Origin of the sequence: Streptomyces sp. Ag109_O5-1 (assembly GCF_003814875.1) — a bacterium.
Lineage (GTDB): Bacteria > Actinomycetota > Actinomycetes > Streptomycetales > Streptomycetaceae > Streptomyces > Streptomyces sasae.
In genome coordinates this window covers 665,221-686,888 of the sequence record NZ_RKQF01000001.1, presented here as the reverse complement: position 1 = coordinate 686,888, position 21,668 = coordinate 665,221, and the positions used below count along the sequence as shown (strand labels likewise).

General features: G+C 69.9%; 16 protein-coding genes and 1 pseudogene. 8 read left to right on the top strand and 9 right to left on the bottom strand.

The features are described 5' to 3' along the window. Window positions 1-35 precede the first annotated feature (35 nt). Window positions 36-1,145, top strand: coding sequence for a nitronate monooxygenase (locus EDD90_RS03055; RefSeq protein ID WP_123971609.1), 1,110 nt, complete (start codon window positions 36-38; stop codon window positions 1,143-1,145). Then, entirely contained in the window at window positions 1,142-2,695 is a 1,554-nt protein-coding gene (locus tag EDD90_RS03050) for an acyl-CoA synthetase (RefSeq protein ID WP_123971608.1), read from the top strand. The genes EDD90_RS03055 and EDD90_RS03050 overlap by 4 nt, the downstream gene beginning before the upstream one ends. Window positions 2,696-2,710: 15 nt before the next feature. On the opposite strand, the gene EDD90_RS03045 is transcribed toward EDD90_RS03050, so the two are convergent. The 4 genes and pseudogenes from EDD90_RS03045 to EDD90_RS03030 all read right to left on the bottom strand — a co-directional run. After that, window positions 2,711-5,620: an AAA family ATPase gene (locus EDD90_RS03045; RefSeq protein WP_123971607.1), complete on the bottom strand. Its 2,910-nt coding sequence runs from the start codon at window positions 5,618-5,620 to the stop codon at window positions 2,711-2,713. Window positions 5,621-5,799: 179 nt separating this feature from the next. Next, a complete protein-coding gene (locus tag EDD90_RS03040) occupies window positions 5,800-6,816 on the bottom strand; it encodes a (-)-alpha-amorphene synthase (protein ID WP_123980822.1) in 1,017 nt (338 codons plus the stop codon). Further along, entirely contained in the window at window positions 6,791-8,221 is a 1,431-nt protein-coding gene (locus tag EDD90_RS03035; protein WP_123980820.1) for a cytochrome P450, read from the bottom strand. Before EDD90_RS03035 ends, EDD90_RS03040 begins: the two co-directional genes overlap by 26 nt. A gap of 206 nt (window positions 8,222-8,427) precedes the next feature. After that, window positions 8,428-9,318, bottom strand: a pseudogene (locus EDD90_RS03030) (penicillin acylase family protein); the annotation flags it as partial. Between the two features lie 245 nt (window positions 9,319-9,563). Here EDD90_RS03030 and EDD90_RS03025 point away from each other — a divergent pair. The 5 genes from EDD90_RS03025 to EDD90_RS03005 all read left to right on the top strand — a co-directional run bounded on the left by EDD90_RS03025 (window position 9,564) and on the right by EDD90_RS03005 (window position 16,484). After that, window positions 9,564-10,529 (top strand): NADP-dependent oxidoreductase, encoded by a 966-nt coding sequence (locus EDD90_RS03025; protein ID WP_260327566.1) that lies wholly within the window; start codon window positions 9,564-9,566, stop codon window positions 10,527-10,529. Between the two features lie 356 nt (window positions 10,530-10,885). Next, a complete protein-coding gene (locus EDD90_RS03020; RefSeq protein WP_123971606.1) occupies window positions 10,886-13,630 on the top strand; it encodes a LuxR family transcriptional regulator in 2,745 nt (914 codons plus the stop codon). A gap of 227 nt (window positions 13,631-13,857) precedes the next feature. Continuing rightward, on the top strand, window positions 13,858-14,685 hold the full coding sequence (locus EDD90_RS03015) for an alpha/beta hydrolase (protein ID WP_123971605.1): 828 nt from the start codon (window positions 13,858-13,860) through the stop codon (window positions 14,683-14,685). A gap of 61 nt (window positions 14,686-14,746) precedes the next feature. Further along, a complete protein-coding gene (locus EDD90_RS03010) occupies window positions 14,747-15,541 on the top strand; it encodes an oxidoreductase (RefSeq protein ID WP_123971604.1) in 795 nt (264 codons plus the stop codon). A 334-nt stretch (window positions 15,542-15,875) separates the two neighbouring features. After that, window positions 15,876-16,484 (top strand): flavin reductase family protein, encoded by a 609-nt coding sequence (locus EDD90_RS03005; RefSeq protein ID WP_123980816.1) that lies wholly within the window; start codon window positions 15,876-15,878, stop codon window positions 16,482-16,484. Between the two features lie 22 nt (window positions 16,485-16,506). On the opposite strand, the gene EDD90_RS03000 is transcribed toward EDD90_RS03005, so the two are convergent. The 3 genes from EDD90_RS03000 to EDD90_RS02990 form a co-directional block, all read right to left on the bottom strand. Continuing rightward, on the bottom strand, window positions 16,507-16,704 hold the full coding sequence (locus tag EDD90_RS03000; protein ID WP_123971603.1) for a hypothetical protein: 198 nt from the start codon (window positions 16,702-16,704) through the stop codon (window positions 16,507-16,509). Between the two features lie 33 nt (window positions 16,705-16,737). Then, window positions 16,738-16,866 carry a hypothetical protein gene (locus EDD90_RS56735; protein ID WP_260327563.1) on the bottom strand — a complete coding sequence of 43 codons (129 nt, stop codon included), beginning with the start codon at window positions 16,864-16,866 and terminating at the stop codon, window positions 16,738-16,740. Between the two features lie 294 nt (window positions 16,867-17,160). Next, a complete protein-coding gene (locus EDD90_RS02990) occupies window positions 17,161-17,736 on the bottom strand; it encodes a TetR/AcrR family transcriptional regulator (protein WP_123971602.1) in 576 nt (191 codons plus the stop codon). A gap of 603 nt (window positions 17,737-18,339) precedes the next feature. Between EDD90_RS02990 and EDD90_RS02985 the strand changes: the two genes are divergently transcribed. Further along, window positions 18,340-18,951 carry an FMN-dependent NADH-azoreductase gene (locus EDD90_RS02985; RefSeq protein ID WP_185148893.1) on the top strand — a complete coding sequence of 204 codons (612 nt, stop codon included), beginning with the start codon at window positions 18,340-18,342 and terminating at the stop codon, window positions 18,949-18,951. 266 nt (window positions 18,952-19,217) lie between these two features. Here the strand turns inward: EDD90_RS02985 and EDD90_RS02980 are convergent, their stop codons facing one another. Both EDD90_RS02980 and EDD90_RS02975 read right to left on the bottom strand, forming a co-directional pair. After that, the gene (locus EDD90_RS02980) at window positions 19,218-19,610 is read right to left on the bottom strand and encodes a hypothetical protein (RefSeq protein WP_123971600.1); all 393 of its coding nucleotides are present in this window, start codon (window positions 19,608-19,610) and stop codon (window positions 19,218-19,220) included. 741 nt (window positions 19,611-20,351) lie between these two features. Next, a complete protein-coding gene (locus EDD90_RS02975; protein WP_260327558.1) occupies window positions 20,352-21,527 on the bottom strand; it encodes an MFS transporter in 1,176 nt (391 codons plus the stop codon). Window positions 21,528-21,668 lie beyond the last annotated feature (141 nt).

Genomic DNA, 21,668 nt, shown 5'->3' with positions numbered 1-21,668 from the left:
TTCCGTCGGCCGCTCGGCTGCGGCATTCTGCGCGCATGCAGACGGAGCTGAGCAAGACCCTGGGAGTCGAGCACGCCGTCTTCGGCTTCACGCCGTTTCCCGCCGTGGCCGCGGCCATCAGCCGGGCCGGCGGCTTCGGAGTGCTCGGCGCGGTCCGCTACACCGCCCCCGGCGACCTCAAACGCGACCTCGACTGGATCGAGGCGCATGTCGACGGCAAGCCGTACGGGCTCGATGTCGTCATGCCCGCCAAGAAGGTCGAGGGCGTCAGCGAGGCCGACGTCGAGGCGATGATCCCGGAAGGGCACCGGCAGTTCGTCCGGGACACCCTCGCCAAGTACGGTGTGCCCGAGCTCGCCGAGGGCGAGGCGTCCGGGTGGCGCATCACCGGGTGGATGGAACAGGTCGCGCGCACCCAGCTCGACGTCGCCTTCGGCTACCCGATCCGGCTGCTCGCCAACGCCCTCGGCTCCCCGCCCGCCGATGTCATCGCCCGCGCCCACGACCAAAACGTCCTCGTCGCCGCGCTCGCGGGCAGCGCCCGGCACGCCGTGAAGCACAAGGACGCGGGCATCGACATCGTGGTGGCGCAGGGCTACGAGGCGGGCGGGCACACCGGTGAGATCGCCACGATGGTCCTCACGCCGGAGGTCGTCGACGCCGTCGCCCCGCTGCCCGTGCTGGCGGCGGGCGGGATCGGCAGCGGGCAGCAGGCGGCGGCCGCGCTCGCCCTCGGCGCCCAGGGCGTCTGGCTGGGCTCCCTGTGGCTGACCTGCACCGAGGCCGACGTCTCCGCACCCGCCGTGACCCGCAAACTGCTCGCTGCCGGCTCCGGCGACACCGTCCGCTCCCGCGCCCTGACCGGGAAGCCCGCCCGACAGCTGCGCACCGAATGGACCGACGCCTGGGACGCCCCGGACGGCCCCGGCACCCTCCCCATGCCGCTGCAGGGCCTGCTCGTCGCCGAGGCCCTCACCCGCATCCAGAAGTACGAGGTCGAGCCCCTGCTCGGCACCCCCGTCGGCCAGATCGTCGGCCGTATGACCGGCGAACGCAGCGTCCAGGCCGTCTTCGACGACCTCACCCGCGGCTTCGAGCAGGCCGTCGACCGCATCAACCGCATCGCCGGAAGGAGCGGCAAGTGACCAGCACGCCCCCCGCCGGATTCTGGGCCCAGGCCACCCTGGACCCCGACCGCACGGTGCTCATCGCCCCCGACGGCGAGGAGTGGACCGCCGGACGCCTGCTCGCGGCCACCAACCGCCTCGTCCACGGACTGCGCGCCGCCGGGCTGGAACGCGGCGACGCCTTCGCGGTCGTCCTGCCCAACAGCGTCGAGTTCTTCACCGCCTACCTGGCCGCCAGCCAGGCCGGCTTCTACCTCGTCCCCGTCAACCACCACTTCGTCGGCCCGGAGATCGGCTGGATCGTCGCCGACTCGGGGGCGAAGGTCCTCATCGCCCACGAACGGTTCGCGGGCCCGGCCCGGCACGCCGCCGACGAGGCCGGCCTCCCGGCCACCCACCGGTACGCGATCGGCGAGGTCGAAGGCTTCCGGCCGTACACCGAACTCCTCGACGGACAAACCGAGTCCGCGCCCGCCGACCGCGAGCTCGGCTGGGTCATGAACTACACCTCCGGTACGACGGGACGCCCCCGCGGCATCCGCCGCCCGCTGCCCGGGAAGCTTCCCGAGGAGGCCTATCTCGGTGGCTTCCTCGGCATCTTCGGCATCCGGCCGTTCGGCGGCAACGTCCACCTCGTCTGCTCACCGCTCTACCACACGGCCGTACTGCAGTTCGCGGGAGCGTCACTCCACATAGGCCACCGCCTGGTCCTGATGGACAAGTGGACCCCAGAGGAGATGCTCCGCCTGATCGACGCACACAAGTGCACCCACACCCATATGGTCCCGACCCAGTTCCACCGTCTGCTCGCCCTCCCCGAGGATGTGCGCGCACGCTATGACGTCTCCTCCATGCGACACGCCATCCATGGCGCTGCACCCTGCCCGGACCACGTCAAGCGGGCGATGCTCGACTGGTGGGGCCCCAGTGTGGAGGAGTACTACGCGGCCAGTGAGGGCGGCGGCGCCTTCGCCACCGCCGAGGACTGGCTGAAGAAGCCCGGCACGGTCGGCAAGGCCTGGCCCATCAGCGAACTCGCGGTCTTCGACGACGACGGCCACCGGCTGCCGCCCGGCGAACTCGGCACCGTCTACATGAAGATGAACACCGGCGGCTTCTCCTACCACAAGGACGAGGCCAAGACGGAGAAGAACCGCATCGGCGACTTCTTCACCGTCGGCGACCTCGGCTACCTCGACGAGGACGGCTACCTCTTCCTCCGCGACCGCAAGATCGACATGATCATCTCGGGTGGGGTCAACATCTACCCCGCCGAGATCGAGTCCGCGCTCCTCGCCCACCCCGCCGTCGCCGACGCAGCCGCCTTCGGCATCCCGCACGACGACTGGGGCGAGGAGGTCAAGGCTGTGGTCGAACCCGCCCCCGGACACGAGCCGGGGCCGGACCTCGCCGCCGCCCTGCTCGCGCACTGCGCCGAGCGGCTGGCGGGGTACAAATGCCCCAAGACCGTCGACTTCATCACCGAGATGCCCCGCGACCCCAACGGCAAGCTGTACAAGCGGCGGCTGCGGGACCCCTACTGGCAGGGGCGCACCCGGCCGGTGTGACCACGTCCCGCGTCCTCAGGGACGCGGGCGATGACGGGTCTCCAGGAACCCGGCGAGGCCGGCGGCGTCCGTGCCGATCTTGCGATAGACACGGGACAGCAACTGCCGTACCCCCTGCTCGGTGAGGTGCAGCTCCTTGGCGACCACCGCCACCGGGAGCCCCTGGACGGTCAGTTCGGCGGTGCGGAGTTCCGGCGCGGTCAGCGTGTCCGCCTGCACATAACGCAGCGGCAGCGGACGCAGCCCGGCCGCCGAGAGCTCCTCCCTGGCCCGGGCTGCAAGGGCCTCGGCGCCGCAGTGGACGGCTCCTTCCAGGCCCTGGTAGAGCCGGTCGGCGGCCTCCTGCAGCCGGCCGTTGCGGGACAGCGCGGCGCCGTGGCCGATCTGGGCGCAGGCGAGCTCATAGGCGGCCGGGGACTGTTCCAGGTGGCCTACGGCCTCCGCGTACAGGTCGACCGCGGCCGTCCCACCGGTCACCTCGGCGAGCGTGTGCAGGGCCTGGCCGATGGTGGCGGCGGCGCCGAAGTCCCGGGCCCGCCGCACGGCGTCCTGGGCGTGCCCGACCGCCTCGTCCCGGGCGGTCGGGGCGAGCGCGGAGGCGAGCCGCAGCTGCCACGGGCACCAGGCCGGATTGCGCCAGCCCCGCCCGTCCAGCCACTCCCCGACCGCGGCCAGCAGCCGGGCCGCCTCGGCATGACGGCCCTCCGCGAGGAGGAGTTCGGCGTAGACGGTGCGGGGGTCGGGGTAGATGACGGTGTTGAGGGCCGTCTCGTCGAAGTGGTGCTCGTCGGCGAGTGAGCGCGCCTCTGTGACACGCCCGCGGGCCAGCAGGGTCTTGATGAGGATGCTCACGCCGAACCACTCGGCGGCCACGACCCCGTCCACCTTGTCGGCGATGCGCAGACCCTCCCGTACGGCGTTCTCGGCTTCGGCGAGCCAGCCACGGCGGTAGCGGATGTAACCGGCGATGGTCTGGCCGAAGGCCAGGTGGGAGCCGTGCCACCCCTTGGCCAGGCATTCGGCGATACCTTGGTTGAACAGCTCCTCGGCCCGTTGTGGCTGGTCGCCGTACATGAAGACCAGGGCGACGGAAAGCGGTACCTCGAATCCCCGGTTCTCGTCGGTCCAGCTCATACCACCGCGCAGGGCCTTCTCGGCGTACGCGAGGGCGGTCTGCCTCGGTTCGCCGCGTATGGCGGCGTCCCAGGCCCGCAGCCCCAGGATGTAGCGCTCCTCCAGACTACGGCCGGGCAACTGCTCGGCCAGACGCGCCAGCGTCCGAGAACGGGCCGGGGAGTCGCGATCGTCGGAACGCACCATGCTCCAGACGAACTGATCGGCCTGCATGCGGAGTTTGACGCGAGGATTCGTGGCCTTCCGCGCCTCTTCGGCGGCCACGGCCACGGCCTCGGCCAACTTGTCGGTATGGGCCAGAGCCGTCGTCAGCCGGTAGACGACGGAGGCCCGCAGCTCGGGGTCGACGTCGGGCTGTGCCAGCGCCTGGCGCAGATGTCTCACCGTGGCGGTGGGCTCGATCAGGAACGTGGCACACGCGAGTTCGTGAAGGACCGCGGCATGGTCCTCGGGCAGAGGCGGCTCCTGCAGCGCGCGGGCCAGCAGCCGCCGGGCCGCGTCGGTGGCCCCGGCACGCAGGTATTCGCGAGCGGCCTCGCGCAGACAGGCGACCGTTTCGGGACGGTCCTCGCACGGGACCTCCAGCAGATGCCGCGCGGCTGCGGTGGGGCCGTACCCCGCGGTCAGGAGCGCCTGTGCGGCGGTGTTGTGCAAACCGGTCCGGAAACCCGTGCGGATGGACCGGTAGATCGTCGTGGCGATGAGCGGGTGTACGAATTCGAGCTCGCCCTCGGGGCCGTGGCCGTTGGCCAGGATCCGGGCCGCGCGCAACTTCTCGGTCGCCTCGGCGACGGCCTCGTCGCCGAGCACCGAGATGGTCGCCGCGAGTTGCGGCGAGAAGGGCGAACCAAGCACAGCAGCGGTGTGCGCGAAGCGGACGGTCGCGGTTCCGAGCCGTTCCAGACGCTCGATCAGCCCCGGGCCCTTGATCGCCGCGGCAAGCTCGCGCATCGCCGGCAGGTCGTCGTCGGTGCCGATCAGCCTCCGCTCGGCGAGTCCGATGGCGAGCTCCACCGCCTCGAAGGGGCTCCCTCCGGTGGCCGACCAGCATTCCTTGCAGAACCGGTCCTCCGCCGCCTCGCCGATCTCGTTCCTGACGATCTGCGCCACTCCCTCGGTGGTGAGCAGAGCCAGGTTGTGGGGGCGGTCCCCATGGTCGCCCATGAACGCACGGAGTCCGCCGGCCTCGGCGGGCAGCTCGTCGGGCCGGTAGGTGACCACGATCAGCAGGGGAAGGTCGTCGACGCGCGGTGCGAAGGAGGCGAGCCAGGTCAGTGACTCGGCGTCCGTCCAGTGCAGGTCGTCCACGAGCAGGACGACGGGAGCCTTCTTCACCGTGAGGCGCGTCATGACCCAGTCGAGACCTTCGCGCACACCGGTCGGATCCGGTGCGGGGGCGGGTCCCTTCGCCTCGAGACTGAGCACGCCGGCGACGGTGTCGTACCAACTTCCCAGGAAGGCGTGGAGCTCCGCCTCGTCCATCCTCGCCAGTGACGGCTGCATCAACTGGCGTACCACGCGGAACGCCGAACCCTGTTCCGCCTCGCCGCCACGGCCCGACAGCACGGTGAATCCGTGTGCCGCGGCCCGGGCACGTGCTTCCGTGACGAGTGCTGTCTTGCCCAATCCGGCCGACCCGGTGAAGGCGAGCAGTCCCTTGCGCCTTGCTCGCGACGTGCCGTCCGCGGTGCGTCGCAGCTCCTGGAACGCGGCATCGAGGGCATGGAGTTCCCCCCGGCGCTCGATCAACGTCTCCTGGTCCGTGATCGGTTGCCGCAGCTCCGTTGCCATGAGCCGTACCGCTTTCTGTCGTTCGGCCTACGGGACAGCCGAGCGTACGCCCCGTCGAGGTGCGATAGGCCGGATTGAGCACTATAGGGTGAATCAGAAACTGACAGATGGGAGAATGCCTGCTCGCTGGGTACGAGGACCTGGATGGACACCTCCGGTGGAGGTTTACTGCGGAGTCCTTATGGCACGGCAGGTATTGAGGTCACGTCCGAGTAGCGCGGCACGGTGCGGGACCACTGGTAGCACCCGTGGATCCAGCCGATCATGCCTTCGATGTAACCAACACCGGCGGCGCTCAACTCCGGTTCGATGGTCCGGTACAGCCTCAGGAACTCTTCGATCGTGCCGTTGACCCGCTGGACGGCCAGGAAGACGGCAGCCTGGAGAGAGCACTGGTGTTCGCGTTGATAGGCCAGGGCCAGGTTGATCATTTCGCCCGCACGCTGTTCCTTCACCGCGGAGAACAGGTCGGCCGTCCACACGGCCGCGTCGGCCGACAGCCGGGTGAGCCGCTCCATGGCGGGGTGGTGGAGTTCGGCAAGGGGTATCTCGTGCGGCTGGGCGGCCTCGTACAACGGGTAGAACGGCTCGACTCCGGCGGTCAGTGACCGTATGGAGGTGCAGTCGCCCGGCCGCAAGGGGAAGGGCTGCGCCTGCGCCACCGCTTCGTACAGCAGGCCGTGCACGTATTCACGGCTCTTCCAGGCCCAGCGCGCGGCCTGTGCGGGTGTGCACCGTTCCCGGACCTGCCGGTGGAGGTCGGCCAGGGCCGCTCCGAGCGGGGTGCTGGGCGGCCGGTCGTCCCGCAGGATCGCGACGCTCTCGCACAGCATCGGTATCAGCCTGCCGGGAGAGTAGCGCCCGACGTCCTCCGCACGGTCGTCGAAGACGAACTGATAGGCGATCTGATTGGCCACGATCTGGAGGAGCCCGGAGTCGACGGCGGCGCTGGTGCAGGACGCGAGCTCGGCGGGGCGGGTACGCGCGATCATCGTCGCCACGCCCGGTTCGTCGGTCAGCCCCCACACCCTCAGCCACGCGTCGACACCGGCCGCGGCCTCGGATTCATGAGGGTTGCGGGCGAACGGGAACGGCATGGTGAGGTGGGTGTCGATCAGATCCCTGAGATCGGAGACCTGGGATGCGTCCAGGACGCCGACGGCGCTTTCCTCATGTGTTGTCGACAACGTGATCACCTGCCGTTCGGGGGTGTGAAGTGCCATGCGTGGGACGGGCTTCGCAGACCATGACCAGTGATCGCGGCCCCAGGGTGATCGCGGGCCGCGGTGTCCGTTCGACGTACCCGGGCAGATGGCGCAGGCGCCGGCGCCCGGCGATGGTCGCGAGCGCCAGGGTGGCCTCCACCATGGCGAACTCGTCGCCGACGCATTTGCGGTTGCCCGCGGAGAACGGCATCATCGCGCGGCGCTGTCCGGCGGTGAGCCGCCCGGGCGACCAGCGGTCGGGGTCGAAGCGCTCGGGATCGGGGAACGAGGCCGGATCGTGGTGCAGGAGGTAGGGGCTGTAGAGCACGGTGGCTCCCTCGGGCAGCCGGCGCCCGGCGAGTTCCGTCTCCCTGGTGGTGACGCGGGTGAAGAGCCAGCCGGGCGACGAGTGACGCAGCGTCTCGGAGACGACGGACCGGGTGTAGCCGAGGTGCGGCAGATCGGCGGGGCCGGGCCGGCGGCCGTCGGCGAGGACGGTGTCCAGTTCGGCGTGCAGCCGGCGCTCGGCCTCCGGATGGCGGGCCAGCAGGCTGAACGCCGAGGCCAGGCACAGCGCCGTGGTCTCGGCGCCCGCCAGCAGCAGCGTGATCAGGTGGTCGTGGATCTCCTGGTCCGTGACCGCCGTCGGGCCGCTGTCGCCGCGCGCCGCCGCCAGCAGTGTTCCCAGTACGTCGTCTCGGTCGTTGCGGTCCTCGCCCCGGCGGCGCTCGGCGATCGCCGTGTCGATGACGGCGTGCAGGCGGGCGAGGGCGCGCCGGTAGCGGCGGTTGGCGGGGGTGGGGAGGCGGAACAGGGCGTCGATCGGTACGACCGTGCGGACGAAGAGCCCGCGGACCACGTCGGAGAGACAGTTCCGCACCTCGGCGGCCGTCGCGTCGTCCAGCGAGTCGGAGAGCAGGACCCGGCTGATCACACGGGTCGTGAGGGTCATCATCGCCTCGGTGACGGGAACGGCCCGCCCCGTCCGCCACCCCTCGCACACCGCCTCGGCCTCCTCGGCGACGAGGTCCGTGTACACGGAGACGTGGGAGGAACGGAAGGCGGGCTGCAGCAGTCGGCGCTTTTCCCGGTGCGTCGCCTGGCGGCAGGTGACGAGTCCGTCGCCCATCAGGTTCCCCAGCCTGTCGTACAGCGGGCCCCCCTTGTCGAAGGTGTGCGGATCCATGAGCACCTCGTGGGCCAGCTCCGGGTGGCACACCATCCAGGCACGCTGGGGGCCCAGCCGTATCTCGACCAGATCTCCGTGCGCGGGCAAAGAATTCAGAAACGCCAGCGGCCGGCGGTATAAGGCGATACCGTGACCGAGGAGAGGGAATATGCCGGGAGCAGTACCTGTCGTCCACGTTCGTTTTTGTTCAGGCGCAGCACGGTGCATGGAAACCTCCTGCCCAGTGCGAGACGTGTCCTGCCCAGTTGAACGGCATTCGGTTTCCAGAAAGCCTTCTTCAAAGGGGCGCACGGGGGCACGGTGAAGCACATGTCGCATTCGGTGAGCGACCATTGATGCATATCGCATCGACTGTGATTTTCTCGTGCCCCATGAGTGTGGTCCCGCCCCACATGGCGCGGGACCACATAGGCTCAGTGTTCGTGCACTCGAACCGTTTTCAACGCGGGTGACGACAGGACGTCCTTCTCGCAGAACCGCGCGGTCCCCCATTTCTCGCCCGAGAACAGCGGGGTCTGGTCGCTGTAGTGGGGCGAGTTCGGGTTCGAGGACTGGGAGTACGTCAGCAGGGTGCGGGCCACGGGGCAGCGACTGCCGTCCCAGCCCACCGCCTGGATGTGGCTGGAGCCGAACGACACGTCGGTGTAGCCGCCCTGCGCCGCGTTCCACACCGGCTCTATCTTGTTCCACACACCGAGCGCCTCCGTGCCGCCCGGCACCGGGATCCGCTGGCCGTTCCGTATGACGAACTGGTGGTCGCCGAGCGCGGAGTTCAGCGGGATGCCCGCGGTGCGCAACTCGGCGACGGCGTCGGCGAGGGCCGTGGCGAAGCCGGGTGCCGCGGTGTCGAGCGTGTTCGGGGTGTGCACCGGGTCGGCCGCCGAGAACGGCACCTTCCAGAGCCGGGCGGGCGAGACCGCAGCTGTCAGCTTCCGCCAGAAACGGTCGAAGAGCAGAGCGCCGCGACTGCCGGTGTCCATGGTGCGGTCCCAGGCCGCGAGCACCGGGCAGGCCGCCGAGACGTCGACCGCCGTGCCGTCGCTGCCCGTTGCCGTCCCGCCCGGCAGCGCGGCGCACGCCTTCGCCGCGTCGGCCGCCGCCAGGGCACCGGCGGGCACCCGGTTCGCGAACTCCTGGTCCTGGAGGTCCCGGACGGTCAGCCCGCCCCGTTTCGCCATCTCCGCCACGTCCTCGACCGCACCCCGGGTCCGCAGCCCGCGTGGCGTCCCGACCGTGCCGAAGATCCGCTCGTACCCGGTCAGCGGCCGGTCCAGGTTGGTCAGCCAGGCGCTGTCGTTGGAGTTGGCGGGGTTGACCGCACGGCTGGACGAACTCGGCCGGGCCGCCGAGGAGGCCCGGATCACCCGCAAGAGGCGGCCCGCGAGGCGATCATGCACCGGTCCCCACAACCAGTTTGAGTCATATGACGGAAGCCGCCCGTTCTGGCCGCTCGCATCCTGAACAGGAACCAGACGCCCGCAGTAAGTCAGGTGGGCCCGGGGCCAGGGTGGGTCGCAACACCGCCCTCATCGCAAGGAGTGATGGACCGATGACCACGATGCAAGCTGTTCGAGCCCACAAGCGGGGCGGTCCGGAGCAGCTGGTGTACGAGAGCGCGCCACGTCCCGCACCGGCCGCGGGCGAGGTACTCGTATCCGTGCACGCCGCCTCCATCACCAACGGCGAACTCGCCTGGGACGCCACCTGGACCGACAGCTTCGACGGGACCGGCAGCGACCGGACACCGGTCGTTCCCTCGCACGAGGTCAGCGGAGTCGTGGCCGAACTCGGCTCGGCGGTTACCGGCCTCGCCGTGGGAGACGAGGTGTACGGGCTGATCCCGTTCACGCGTGACGGAGCAACTGCCGAGTACGTCACCGTTCCCGCGGACGCACTGGCAGCCAAGCCGTCCCGGCTGGACCATGCCGGTGCGGCGGCCGTCCCGCTGGCGGCCCTCACGGCCTGGCAGGCACTCGTCGGCCATGCCTCGCTGACGGCCGGGCAGCACGTCCTGGTCCACGGCGGGGCCGGGGGTGTCGGCTCCTTCGCCGTGCAGATCGCCGCAGCGCTCGGCGCGCGAGTGACGGCAACGGCTTCCGCACGAGACCGGGAATTCGTCGCACGGCTCGGCGCAGACCAGGTCATCGACTACGCAGGCGACCGCTTCGAGGACCGCGTGGACGGCGCCGACGTCGTGCTGGACACAGTCGGCGGCGACACACTGGCCCGCTCATGGGCGGTGCTGCGCCCGGGCGGCACCCTGATCAGTATCGTGCAGCCCCCGAATCCGGCTGACGCCGCCTCGCGCGGAGCACGCGGGGTGTTCTTCGTCGTCGAGCCGGACCGTACCGGTCTGGAGGCCGTCACCGAGCTGATCGACGACGGCGGCCTCACTCCGGTCGTGGACCGTGTCGTCCCCCTGTCCGAGACCCGTGCCGCCTACGAGGCCCTGCAGTCGGAGCATCCCCGCGGAAAGATCGTGATCCGGGTGAGCGAGGACAACAGCGTCGCCTGAATCGGGAGGTCCTGGGGCACAGGTACGACAGCCCGGTGACCCGTTACCCGTGCCTGTCACGTCCGCTGGGCAGCTGAGGTACAGAGCGGCGAGCGCCTCATCGCTGATGCACTCCAGCAGATCCTGCGGCCCCAGGCCGCTCTGAGTGCCGGCGGACGGCGGCGACATGCCCTACGGACGGCCGGTGTTCGGGAGACCGCCGAGGACGTGGTGTCGCTGACTTCCTGGAAGACCGGGGGTGTTCCGATCGCCGCAGGCCGTCGTACGGCCACGGCCCCGCCCCACGCTAACGTGTCCTGACCACCGGCGATGGCAACGTATGTGGCCGGGAGTGAACACGGACGGGACGGTGACAGGTGGCTCAGGGCGAGCATCGGCTCATCGGGCGACAGGAGGAGCTCGCGCGGTTGGAGCGGGTGCTGGCGGTTCCCACGCACCACGCGTTCGCCGTGCTGCGCGGCGAAGCCGGCACGGGCAAGAGCGCACTGCTTCAGGTAGCCGTGGCCCTGGCCGGCGAGGCGGGACTACGCATCGTGGGTGCCTCCGGTGTCGAGGCGGAGTCCGAACTGCCGTTCGCCGGCCTGCACCAGCTGCTCCTGCCGCTTCTTCCCTACGGTGCCCAACTCCCCGACGTATCGCGCGCGGTCCTGGAACAGGTCACGGGACTGCGCGCGGGGGCGGCTCCGGGCGTGGCGGAGGTCGCCGGCGCGATGCTCTCGCTCATCGCCGCGGCAGCGGACGATCGGCAACTCTTCTTCGCGGTCGACGATGCGCACTGGTTCGACAACGAAAGTGCCAGGGTCTGCACGTTCGTGATGCGCCGGGCCGGTGCGGTCGGAGGTCGGGGCGTCATCACCGTGCGGGCGGACGCACCGTCCGTGTTCGACGACGCCGGGCTCGAGGAGATCGAGGTCGGATCGCTGGGCAGACTGGAAGCGGCAGCGCTGCTGGAGCGCACCGGCGCCCATCTGGACCCGCTCACCCGTGAGCGCGTGCTGCACTGGGCCGAGGGCAACCCGCTGGCGTTGATCGAGCTGCCGAAGACGGCCGGGCGTGTGCCTGCGGCTCCCTCAGGGCAGGCATCGCCTCTGCCCCTCACGCGCCGCCTGGAGAGCCTGTACGGGAACCGGATCTCCGAACTGACGCCTTCCGCGCAGGAGGCCCTCCTGCTGGCCGCCCTCGACGGCCTGTCCTCCGTGGCCGGTCCCCGTCGCCCCGCGCTGGAACGGCGGTTGGGCGATGTCGACGAGGCGATCGGCCGCGGACTTCTGGTGATCGACCCGGTCACCGGCCAGCTCGGCTTCCGGCACCCGCTCGTGCGTTCCGCGGTCGTCCAGCTCGCCACGCCCAACCGCCGACGGGCGGCCCACGCCGAACTCGCCGCGCTCTATCCCGACGACCAGGAGCGGCGGGCGCGCCACCTCGCCGAGGCGACGGTGGACCCCGACGAGAAGGTCGCCGCGCTGCTGGAGCAAGCTGCTGAAACAGCGACCAGGCGAGGAGCCTCCTCCGTCGCGGTGAGCTGGCTGGAGCGGGCCGCGCAGCTCAGCGAGACGCCGGACCAGCGCTCCCGGCGGCTGGCGGAGGCGGCCTTCGTCGCCGGGCAGTCGGCCCAGCTCGAACGGGCGCAACAGCTGTCGGAGAGCGCGGGCACGGCCGATACCGACGTGATCATCGCCGAGTGCTACGCAGCCCTGTACCAGGACGGCGAAGTGCGCACCACGCATCGTAAGGTCGTCGCCGCCCTGGAACGACTGGACCCTGTCCGGGACAAGCCAACGATGGAGCGATTGATCAACCTCCTGCTGGTGATCTCCCTCTTCGCGGCCGACAGCGCCACCTGGACGATCACCGAGTCCTGTGTCGACCGTTTCTGCGACCCGGCCGATCCGACGGGTTCGGCCAGTCTCCTCTACCGGGACACGTGGGGTGACGTGGTCCGCCGGGGCGTGGGCGGCCTGGAACGCCTGCGCCGACAGTTCGTCCGGGCCACGTCCGACCGGCCGTGGGATGCCATGCGGCTGCTGGTCAGCGCCTACTATCTCGACACACTCGACGAGTTCCGCACCCTTCTGGCGCGCCTGGTTGCCAGGGAAGGAGAGGCGGGCGCCGCCGGAAACGCCATGACCCTGCTCCAGCTCGTGATGCTGGACCACATGGGGGCAGGCCGCTGGGCCGACGCCGAGCAGGCGGGCCGCCGCGGTCTGGAGATGACCGCCCGGCACGGCTACGCGCTCTTCGCCCATCAGTTCCGCGCCTTTCTCGCCATGGTCGCCGCCTGCCGCGGCGACAGCGACACGGCCGATGGTCACCGCAGGGCAGTGGAGGCCTGGGCCCGGCCACGCGGAATCGGCTACCTGACCCAGTACGCGGATGCCGTAGGCATGACGGCGGCACTGGCTCGCTCCGACTATGCGATCGCCTACCGCTTCGCGACCAACATCACGGCACCCGGCGAGTTCGCAGCCCACACCCAGCAGGCACCGCGCACCCTGCTGGATTTCGTCGAAGCGGCCGTACACAGCGGACACCTCGATCAGGCCCGCGCCCACGCGCAGACGGCCCTGGCCGCCGGGCTGCCCGCTCTCTCCCCCCGCCTGGCGCTCGTCACTGCGGCGGCACAGGCCATGACCGCACAAGACGACGCACCCAGCCTGTACGAGCACGCCCTCGCACTGCCGGGTGCCGCCCTGTTCCCGTTCGAGACTGCCCGCATCCGCCTCGCCTACGGTGAGCGACTGCGCCGTGACCACGAGACAAGGGCTGCGCGCGAGCAACTCGAGGAGGCCCTGCGCGTCCTCACCGACCTCGGCGCGCTCCCCTGGGCCGAGCGGGCCCGTGCGGAGCTCGCCGCCGCCGGTGCCGCATTCGGCGCGCGGGGCGAGGGATGGCAGTCGCTGACCGTGCAGGAGCGGCAGATCGCCCAGCTCGCGGCGACCGGCCTGACGAACAAGGAGATCGGCGCGAAGCTGTTCCTGTCACCCCGCACGGTCAGCTCCCACCTGTACCGCATCTTCCCCAAACTGGGCATCACCAGCCGCGCCGCGCTCCGCGACGCCCTCGACGCCGACACACGCGCCGCTCCGTCCGACGAGGTGTGACCTCGCCCGACGCCGTCCTGCGTCCAGACCCGCGCACCGCAGACGGTGCCGACCCGTTGAAGCGGCGCCACCGCAAGGTGCGGGAACGCCTGCCCTTGGCCCCTCAGGCCTGTCCCGACCCCACCATTTGCGTCATCTGACTGAGCCGACCGCGATGACGCTGACGGCACCTTGGAGAGCACCACAGGAGATCGCATCGGGCGGTCCTCCGGCGCAAGGAGGCTCTCATGACGGACCAGCGCACCCCCATCGTCCTGATCCACGGGCTGTGGCTGCACTCCTCCTCCTGGCACCCCTGGACGGAGCTGCTGCACGCCGAGGGATTCGCCCCCCTCGCCCCCGGCTGGCCCGGCGAACCGGACAACGTGCCCGACGCACGGTCGCGCCCGCAGGCCATGGCCGGAGCAGGCATCCACGACGTCACCGAGCACTACGCGTCGTTCATCAAGGCGCTGCCCGCCGAGCCTGTGCTGATCGGGCACTCCTTCGGCGGTCTGATCGCCCAGAAGCTCCTCGGTCTCGGACTCGGGCGGGCCGCCGTGGCCATCGACCCGGCGCCGATCAAGGGGGTCAAGCCCCTGCCGTTCACGCAACTGCGCTCGGCCTTCCCGGTTCTCCGTGACCCGGCCAACCGGTCACGTGCGGTTTCCCTCACGGCGGCGCAGTTCCGCTACGCGTTCGGCAACGCGATTCCGCAGCAGGAATCCGATGCCCTGTTCGAGGAATACTCCATCCCCGCCCCGGGGCGGCCCCTGTTCGAAGCGGCGTTCGCCAACTTCTCACGCAGGTCACCGGCCGCAGTCGTCACCGGCAACACCCGTCGCGGGCCCTTGCTGCTGATGTCGGGCCAGCGCGATCACACCGTGCCGGACATCGTCACCCGCGCCGCCTACAAGCTCTACGGCGACTCGACGGCGGCGACCGACCTCAAGCAGTTCCCGGACCGCGGCCACTCCCTGGTCGTCGACCAGGGCTGGCGGGCTGTCGCCGACTGCGCGCTCGGCTGGCTGGCTCGCCAGGGCATCACCGGCCAGTCCGCCACAGCCGGCCTCTGACCGCCGGCACCACTCCTTCTGTCCACCACCCACACGCATCGCACGAACAAGGAAGACCATCATGGATCTGCACCTGAAGGACAAGACCGTCGTCGTCACCGGCGCAAGCCGCGGCATCGGACTCGCCGTCACCCAGGCCTTCGTCGAGGAAGGCGCCCGCGTCGTGGCCGGCGCCCGTACCACCAGCCCCGAACTCGCCGAGCTGGCCGCCACCGGATCCGTGATCCCGGTGACCGCCGACCTGGCGACGGCGAGCGGTGTGGAAACGCTCATCGAGAGCGCTGTGGAACGGCTCGGCGGCATCGACGTCCTGGTCAACAACGTCGGCAAGGCCGAGCCGCGGCTGGGTGGCTTCGCCTCCGTCACCGACGAACAATGGTTGGAGACCCTGACCGTCAACCTGCTGAGCGCGGTGCGTGCCTCCCGCGCGGCTCTTCCCGCGCTGCTCGCCTCGCGCGGTTCCATCGTCACGATCAGCTCGGTCAACGCCTTCCTGCCCGACCCCGGCGTCATCGACTACACGGCCTCGAAGGCGGCCCTGACCAACTTTTCCAAGGCTCTGTCCAAGGAGGTGTCCCCGCTGGGCGTACGCGTCAACAGCGTCGCACCCGGTCCGGTGACCACCCCCCTGTGGATGGGGCCCGGGGGCATGGCCGACACCCTCGCGACCGCCATGGGCGTCGACCGGCAGGAGGCCGTGGACCAGATGATCGACGGTCTCGGTGGCTTCGCCACGGGTCGCTTCACCCGCCCCGACGAGGTCGCCGACCTCGTCCTGATGCTCGCGAGCGACCGCGCCGCCAACATCACCGGCGCCGACTTCACCATCGACGGCGGTCTCATCAAGACACTCTGATCAACCACCACACCGCCTGCGCCCGCTCCTCTCGCCCGGTGAGCGGGCCCAGGCGTGGCTCCGGCGCCCTGTCCGTCGAAATCCACGGTCGGCGAGGCATGCGTGCCCTGAGCCAGGCCGGCCCACCAGAAGGCCATCGGGGGGCCTTGTCCAGCAAGGGCCCGTTTTGGTCCCGAACAGCCTTGATCCATTGGCTCGCGAACCGGCCGTCTGCCGACTGCACTTGCTCATCGCTCGCGCACGGACCCGGAGTGGTGCTCGATCGACCTGCGCCCGACACGCGCTCGTGGCCTGTGACACGCTCAATCCGTGCCCGGGTTCGATACTGAACCTCATGCGCGTCGAATGCGACCCTGAGGCAATGAGCAGGACGGCCTTCTACAGGTTCCTGACATCAGCCGTCGTTCCACGGCCGATCGCCTGGGTCTCCACCGTCACATCGGACGGAACCACCGAGAACCTGGCCCCGCACTCCTTCTTCAGCATCGCCAGCACCGATCCTCCGATCGTCCAGTTCACCTCGATCGGCCGCAAGGACTCTCTGCGCAACGTCGAGGACACCGGGGAGTTCGTCGTCAACTTCTCTTCCGAACCGCTCCTTGGGCTGATCAACGCCACCGCCATCGACTTCCCTCGGGCAGTCAGCGAATTCGACACCGCGGGTGTCGAGCGCGAAGCCAGCAGGTGTGTGCGTCCGCCCAGAGTGGCCGCATCCCCTGTGGTCCTGGAGTGCCGTTCGCACACCACCTTGCGCATGGGCAACTCCACCCTGGTCTTCGGACGGGTGGTCCATGCCGCCGCGGACGAGGACTACATCGTCGATGACCGACCCAACAGCGAGTTGCTGCGCCCGCTCACCAAGCTCGGCGGCGACGAATGGGGCACTCTGGGCGAGGTTCTGCACTTGAGTCGCATCCCTTATGAGGAGCCCAGTTCCAACTGATCGAGGTCCGGGTGACGGCCGTTCAGGCGCCCGCTCGTGGGAGCTTTCCACGGTGGGCGACGTGGACGATGACCGTCGAGGCGGCGATCCTGTCGAGGCTGAAGATGGCTCCGATGCAGAACACGACCCAGACGGAGAGCATCACCATGCCGTCCCCGACGCCGTCGTTGTGGAAGTAGGCGAGGCCGTTGATGGCTCGCCCCCCGACGCCCGCGGGCATCACCGAGGCCAGCGGTTGCAGCCAGCCCGGCAGTCAGCCCGGCAGGAAGGACGGAGGCAAGACCCCGCCGCTCGTGGCGTTGCCCATCACCAGCGTGAAGATCGAGCCCAGCAGGACGCCGAGCGGACCGAAGATCGCGCCGAGGGGGGACCGGCGGGACACCGCGCCCGCGGGACGTCGATTGCGCCGAACGCTTCCATCGCGGTCCCGATCTGGCCCCCGCTACGGGAACCAGGCCGTGCGTGGCGGCAAGCGCCCCAGCGCGGTGCCGGGATTGCGGGCGCGGCGCCCTTCACCACGCGGGCTCCCTCGCCGGCAAAAGACCTGGCTTTCGCCAGGCCGATGCCGCGGCTGGCCCTGGTGACGACGACGCTTTCGTCCCGCAGATGCAGATGCATGAGCCACCCTTTACGGCGAGCCCACCGCCTGGCGGGCAACCGGAGTGAAACGGGCCCGTCAGTCCAGGGCGCGCATGGCGGCGTTGATCGCATCCTCGATGAACGCCTGCCCAGCCCGGGCTTTCCCCATCACCCGTAGACCCTGGATGAAGGTGGTGAGGAACCGGGCCAGTTCCCCGGAGCTCTTGTCCGCGGACAGCTCTCCGCGGGCCTTCGCCCGATCCAACGCGCCGGCGATCGTCGACTCCACCAGGCGCATGGTGGCCGTGACCCGGTCCGAGGTGACCGTGTCGCAGGGCCGTTCGGTGGCCGCGTTGACCAGCAGGCATCCGCGCTCGGGATCCCGGAGATCCGCTTGGGCCATGGCGGTCAGTGCCGCATGCAGGGCCGGCCGGATTTCAGGCGCGGACTCCAGGTGCGCAACGAGCGACCCGGCATTGGCTGAGCAGTAACGCTCCAGAGCGAGGGCATAGAGCCTCTCTTTGGAGCCGAACGCCGCATACAGGCTGCCGCTGCCGATGCCGAGCTCCGCAATAAGATCCTGCATCGAGGTCGCCGCGTAGCCGCGGCGCCAGAACAGGTCCATCGCGCGATCGACCGCCTGGTCGACGTCGAACTCCCGGGTTCGCGCCATGGAGTCACCATAGCCTTTTCTGGAATGGACGAGCAAGAATTCCGTGCATCCGCTTCCGTCTCCGACAGGCAAACCGCCATGGACACCTGCGACACAACAAGCCTGGCCCTCGAGGGGAGTGGGCATGCGGGCAGCGTTTGACGGAGGTGGGTCCACCATCGCAGCGGCGAACTCGATCGATGCGGTTGCCGTCAAGGGCACCCCTCCCGCGAAGCCGCTCCCTGTCCCGCGTTCCGGGCCGCGAAGGTGTCGGCCGTGTGCTGCACGACGGCCGGCGGCGCGGCAAGGCGGTCTATAGCGGTTCAGCCGCGACGAGTTGGCCGGGGGCTGGGCAATCTCGGCGCTACCGACCCCGGCCCGGTCCGTCACCCGGCGGCATTGCTAGACGATCACGGCGTGGTGAAGAGATCGTCGCCCGGGCTGCTCCGTGAGGCAGGACGCCGAGCCGAAGGGTGGTTGACCATTCAACAATTTGCCCCTACCTTGTGAGTATCCCTTCAGCGCCTGGAGCGGAGCGGTGCCCCGGTTGCACCCTGCCGCCGCCTTGTGTCGTTGGCCGTTCAAATTCTGGATTGAACAATCCATATGAAAGCGAGAAGAACCATGCATCTCCTCCACATTGACTCCAGCGCCCGTACTGCTGGCTCGCTCACCCGGCAGCTCTCCGCCGAATACGTCGCAGCCTGGCAGGCCAAGCACCCGCAGGGCACCGTCACTCATCGGGATGTGGCCCGGGACACCCCGAACCTCGTCAGCACGGACTGGATCACGGGCGTGTTCGGACCCGCGGAGGCCCACACTGCCGAGTCGAAGGAAGCTGTTGAGGCCTCGGAGGTCCTGATCCGGGAGGTCGAGGCTGCGGACGTCCTGGTGCTCGGTGTGCCCACGTACAACTTCGGCGTTCCCGCCTCCTTCAAGGCGTGGATCGACCAGGTCTGCATGGCCGGTCGCACCTTCGCCTACGACGAGAACGGCCCCCGCGGCCTGCTCTCCGGCAAGAAGGTCGTGGTTGTACGATCCAGTGGCAGCGACTTCGGCACGCCCGCCTCTGCTCCCATGGACTTCTACGGCCCCTACCTCCGGGGAGTCCTCGGCTTCCTCGGCATCACGGACGTGGAGTTCATCGCGGTCCACGGCAACACGCCTGAGCAGATCGAGGCCGCCGTGCGCAAGGGTTCCGTCGCCATCGCCGCCTCCCTGAGCGCTGCAGCGTGATGCGCGCCTAAGTCGCCCGCGGGCCTTCGCGAAGCGCGGTAGGGGCGGCACTCCGCCGCCCCTACCGCCGACCTCTGACCGCCAATTGAGATGGGCTGTCAGAGGGCGGCGCCGCCTCACTCGCACTTCAAACCGAACTTCAGGGCTCTGCGGCGGTGAGACCTTCCTTCGTGCGCTGACCGCACCACGATCACCCTCTCAGGACTCTTACTCGATCAGGCAACCTCGTTAATCGATAGGCAGACGGCCCCGGGACGGCGTCAGAGTCATACGGAGCCTGCGTGGAACGAGTGAACGTCTTCACCTCGCTGGTGCGAACCGGCGTCCCGGCCGCCGCCGGCTAGCTCGTCGCCGTCGTACTGCGTCACGGCTGCGACCTCGACCCCGGTCGCCGCCCTCGCGTACGACGACGTGTTCCGGCTGGCCCGGATCGGTTTCACCGTCCCCCTGCAGACAGCCGCCGACCTGGTCATCACCGCCAGCGGCATCCTGCCCACCGGCCCCGCCGACCTGGTCGGCGCGATCGGCAGGGCTGCCCTGTCCATCCCCTCGCAGCCCAGAGACTCCCGACGCTGCGAGGGGATGGACATCATCTGCCGCAGCAGCTCCCGCCCGGTGGCGGTGATGAAGTCCTCCAGCGTCTCCTGGGTGCAGGACATCATCGCCAGCCCGGAGAGGTGGGCAGAGCATCTCCTCCATGCGGGTGTGTGTGGCGGCAAAGCCACCCGCTTCGACGGGCTGCTGCGCGTAGGATGCCACCAGGTCTTCTTCCTTGCCCGGTCAGGTGGTTCAACCAGACCAGCAAGGAGAAGACCTTTCTGCGTACACCGCTTCACCCGCCCGTCGCGCTCCGCGCACGCGCCAGGGTGAACAGGCTCCAGGCGTCTGCACCACCCGCCCAGCGGCAGCGGCCTTCTTCACGTGGTGACGCACCCCCTCGACATTGCGTGCCGTCACCTCCGGACCCAGCCCCTCCACCACACCCTTGCACCGCACCGGGCCCGCATGGCCGGCGAGCACCCCAAGCACCCGCTCGGCGAACACCGCGGTCACGTCCTCCACCTGTGCCCGCCCACCGACGGACTCGACACGCGGACCGGGGACCTGGGCCGGGCAGAAGCGGCCGGGACGTGCACTCTCGATAGTTCGCCGACCACCTGACACGCCGTGGACAGTCGGGCCAGCCCCTCGTCGCAGCCCACCCGGGCCGCCTCTCCACGCCGGCCGATCAACCAGCCACCGCAAACGAGAAGACCGCCCCGACCGACACGTCGACGACAGCACCATCGCTCAAGAAGAAACGCCACCCTCACCGGCTGAGCACTGAGCCGGGGGGGCAAGCTCTGCGTCCGCCCGCTCACACCAGCACCCGCAGCGTGCGGCCTCAGTCGGACCAGTTGTCACAGGGCGTTCGTGGTGTCCTTGGCGGGTGCCACGGCCAAGTTCTCAGCTGGGCCTTCCGCCCTGGCCGACCTTGCTACCAGGTCGGCGACCAGGGCCAGTGCCAGAGCACCGGCTCCGATGGCGAACAGCAACTGGTGGTCCTCGCCGCTGTGGGCGAAGACGTAGGAGTAGGTGTAGCCCGCGAGCGCTTGGAAGAGTGCAAAGACCGTCGTGGCGCGTCCCCATGCGGCGCTCTGTTCCTGCGGGCGGCCCGGCAGGACCTGGTGGACCCGGCCCAGGACCACGGGGACGATCCCGGGCGGGAAGGTGCCGATGACAACGCTCAGGAAGCCCACGGCAACCGCGTTGTCCGTGGCGGAAATGAGCCCCACCGCGATGGCCTGGACGAGCACGACGATCCGCAGGGCCGGTCCGAATCCCAGGCGGTCGGCGAGAAGTCCGTAGGAGGCGGGTCCGGCGATGGCGCCGAGGCCGTAGAGGATCCAGAAGAAGGAGCCGACCCCGGCGCTCTCGCCAAGGCCGCGGGTGACGAAGTCGACGAGGAATTCCATGGTCGGCACCAGGCCGACGGCCAGCAGGGCGTACTGCCCGAAGACGATGTTCAGCCTCAGCCGGGCGCCGGGGGCCGGCTGGTCCGAGACCTGTGCCGCATGGGCGGCGGCCAGGGCTGCCCGGGGCCAGCCGTTCCAGCTGAACGCGGTGAGCATCGCGCACAGGAGGGCCAGGCCTGCCCAGGTCTGGCTCAGCCCGGCCCGGAGCAGCAGGGGGACGATCGTGCCCGAGGCTGCGATCCCAAGGCCCAGGCCCATGAAGATGGCTCCGCCGGCCAGTCCGCGGCGCTGTCCGGGGATGTGCGGCAGTACGGTGCCCGCGACGAGGACCATGATGGTGCCGCCGGCCAGACCCGAGGCCAGTCGCCAGGCGAAGAACCAGCCGACTGAGAGGGGCGCGGCGCAGGCCAGCAGGGCGATGCTGGCCAGCGCCATCATCCAGCGCAGCGCGCTGCGGTCGGAGATCCGCCGGGCGATGGGGCGGGCGAGCAGCGCGCCGATCAGGTAGCCGGCCAGGTTGGCCGCGCCGAGGTAGACGACGGCCGAGGACGTGAACCAGTGCGCGTCGATCAGGGAGGGCAGCAGTGGCGTGTAGGCGAAGCGCGCCAGCCCGATTCCCACGAAGCTTGCGCTCGCCCCAGCCGTGATGGCCCGCCACGGCGAGGGTCCCAAGTCGTGGGGGCTCCCAGGGCCGGAGAGAGGTGCGGTCGTCATACGTTCGGGTCCGTTCCGTATCGGGCGCTTCCCTGCAGGAACCAGGTG

Coding starts and splice junctions, on each gene's coding strand:
- EDD90_RS03045 (WP_123971607.1), bottom strand. CDS start 5,620: ATGGCAACGGAGCTGCGGCAACCGATCACGGACCAGGAGACGTTGATC.
- EDD90_RS03000 (WP_123971603.1), bottom strand. CDS start 16,704: ATGCCCGCGGGCGTCGGGGGGCGAGCCATCAACGGCCTCGCCTACTTC.
- EDD90_RS03010 (WP_123971604.1), top strand. CDS start 14,747: ATGGATCTGCACCTGAAGGACAAGACCGTCGTCGTCACCGGCGCAAGC.
- EDD90_RS02990 (WP_123971602.1), bottom strand. CDS start 17,736: ATGGCGCGAACCCGGGAGTTCGACGTCGACCAGGCGGTCGATCGCGCG.
- EDD90_RS03005 (WP_123980816.1), top strand. CDS start 15,876: ATGCGCGTCGAATGCGACCCTGAGGCAATGAGCAGGACGGCCTTCTAC.
- EDD90_RS03025 (WP_260327566.1), top strand. CDS start 9,564: ATGACCACGATGCAAGCTGTTCGAGCCCACAAGCGGGGCGGTCCGGAG.
- EDD90_RS03035 (WP_123980820.1), bottom strand. CDS start 8,221: ATGCACCGTGCTGCGCCTGAACAAAAACGAACGTGGACGACAGGTACT.
- EDD90_RS02985 (WP_185148893.1), top strand. CDS start 18,340: ATGCATCTCCTCCACATTGACTCCAGCGCCCGTACTGCTGGCTCGCTC.
- EDD90_RS03015 (WP_123971605.1), top strand. CDS start 13,858: ATGACGGACCAGCGCACCCCCATCGTCCTGATCCACGGGCTGTGGCTG.
- EDD90_RS03055 (WP_123971609.1), top strand. CDS start 36: ATGCAGACGGAGCTGAGCAAGACCCTGGGAGTCGAGCACGCCGTCTTC.
- EDD90_RS02980 (WP_123971600.1), bottom strand. CDS start 19,610: ATGTCCTGCACCCAGGAGACGCTGGAGGACTTCATCACCGCCACCGGG.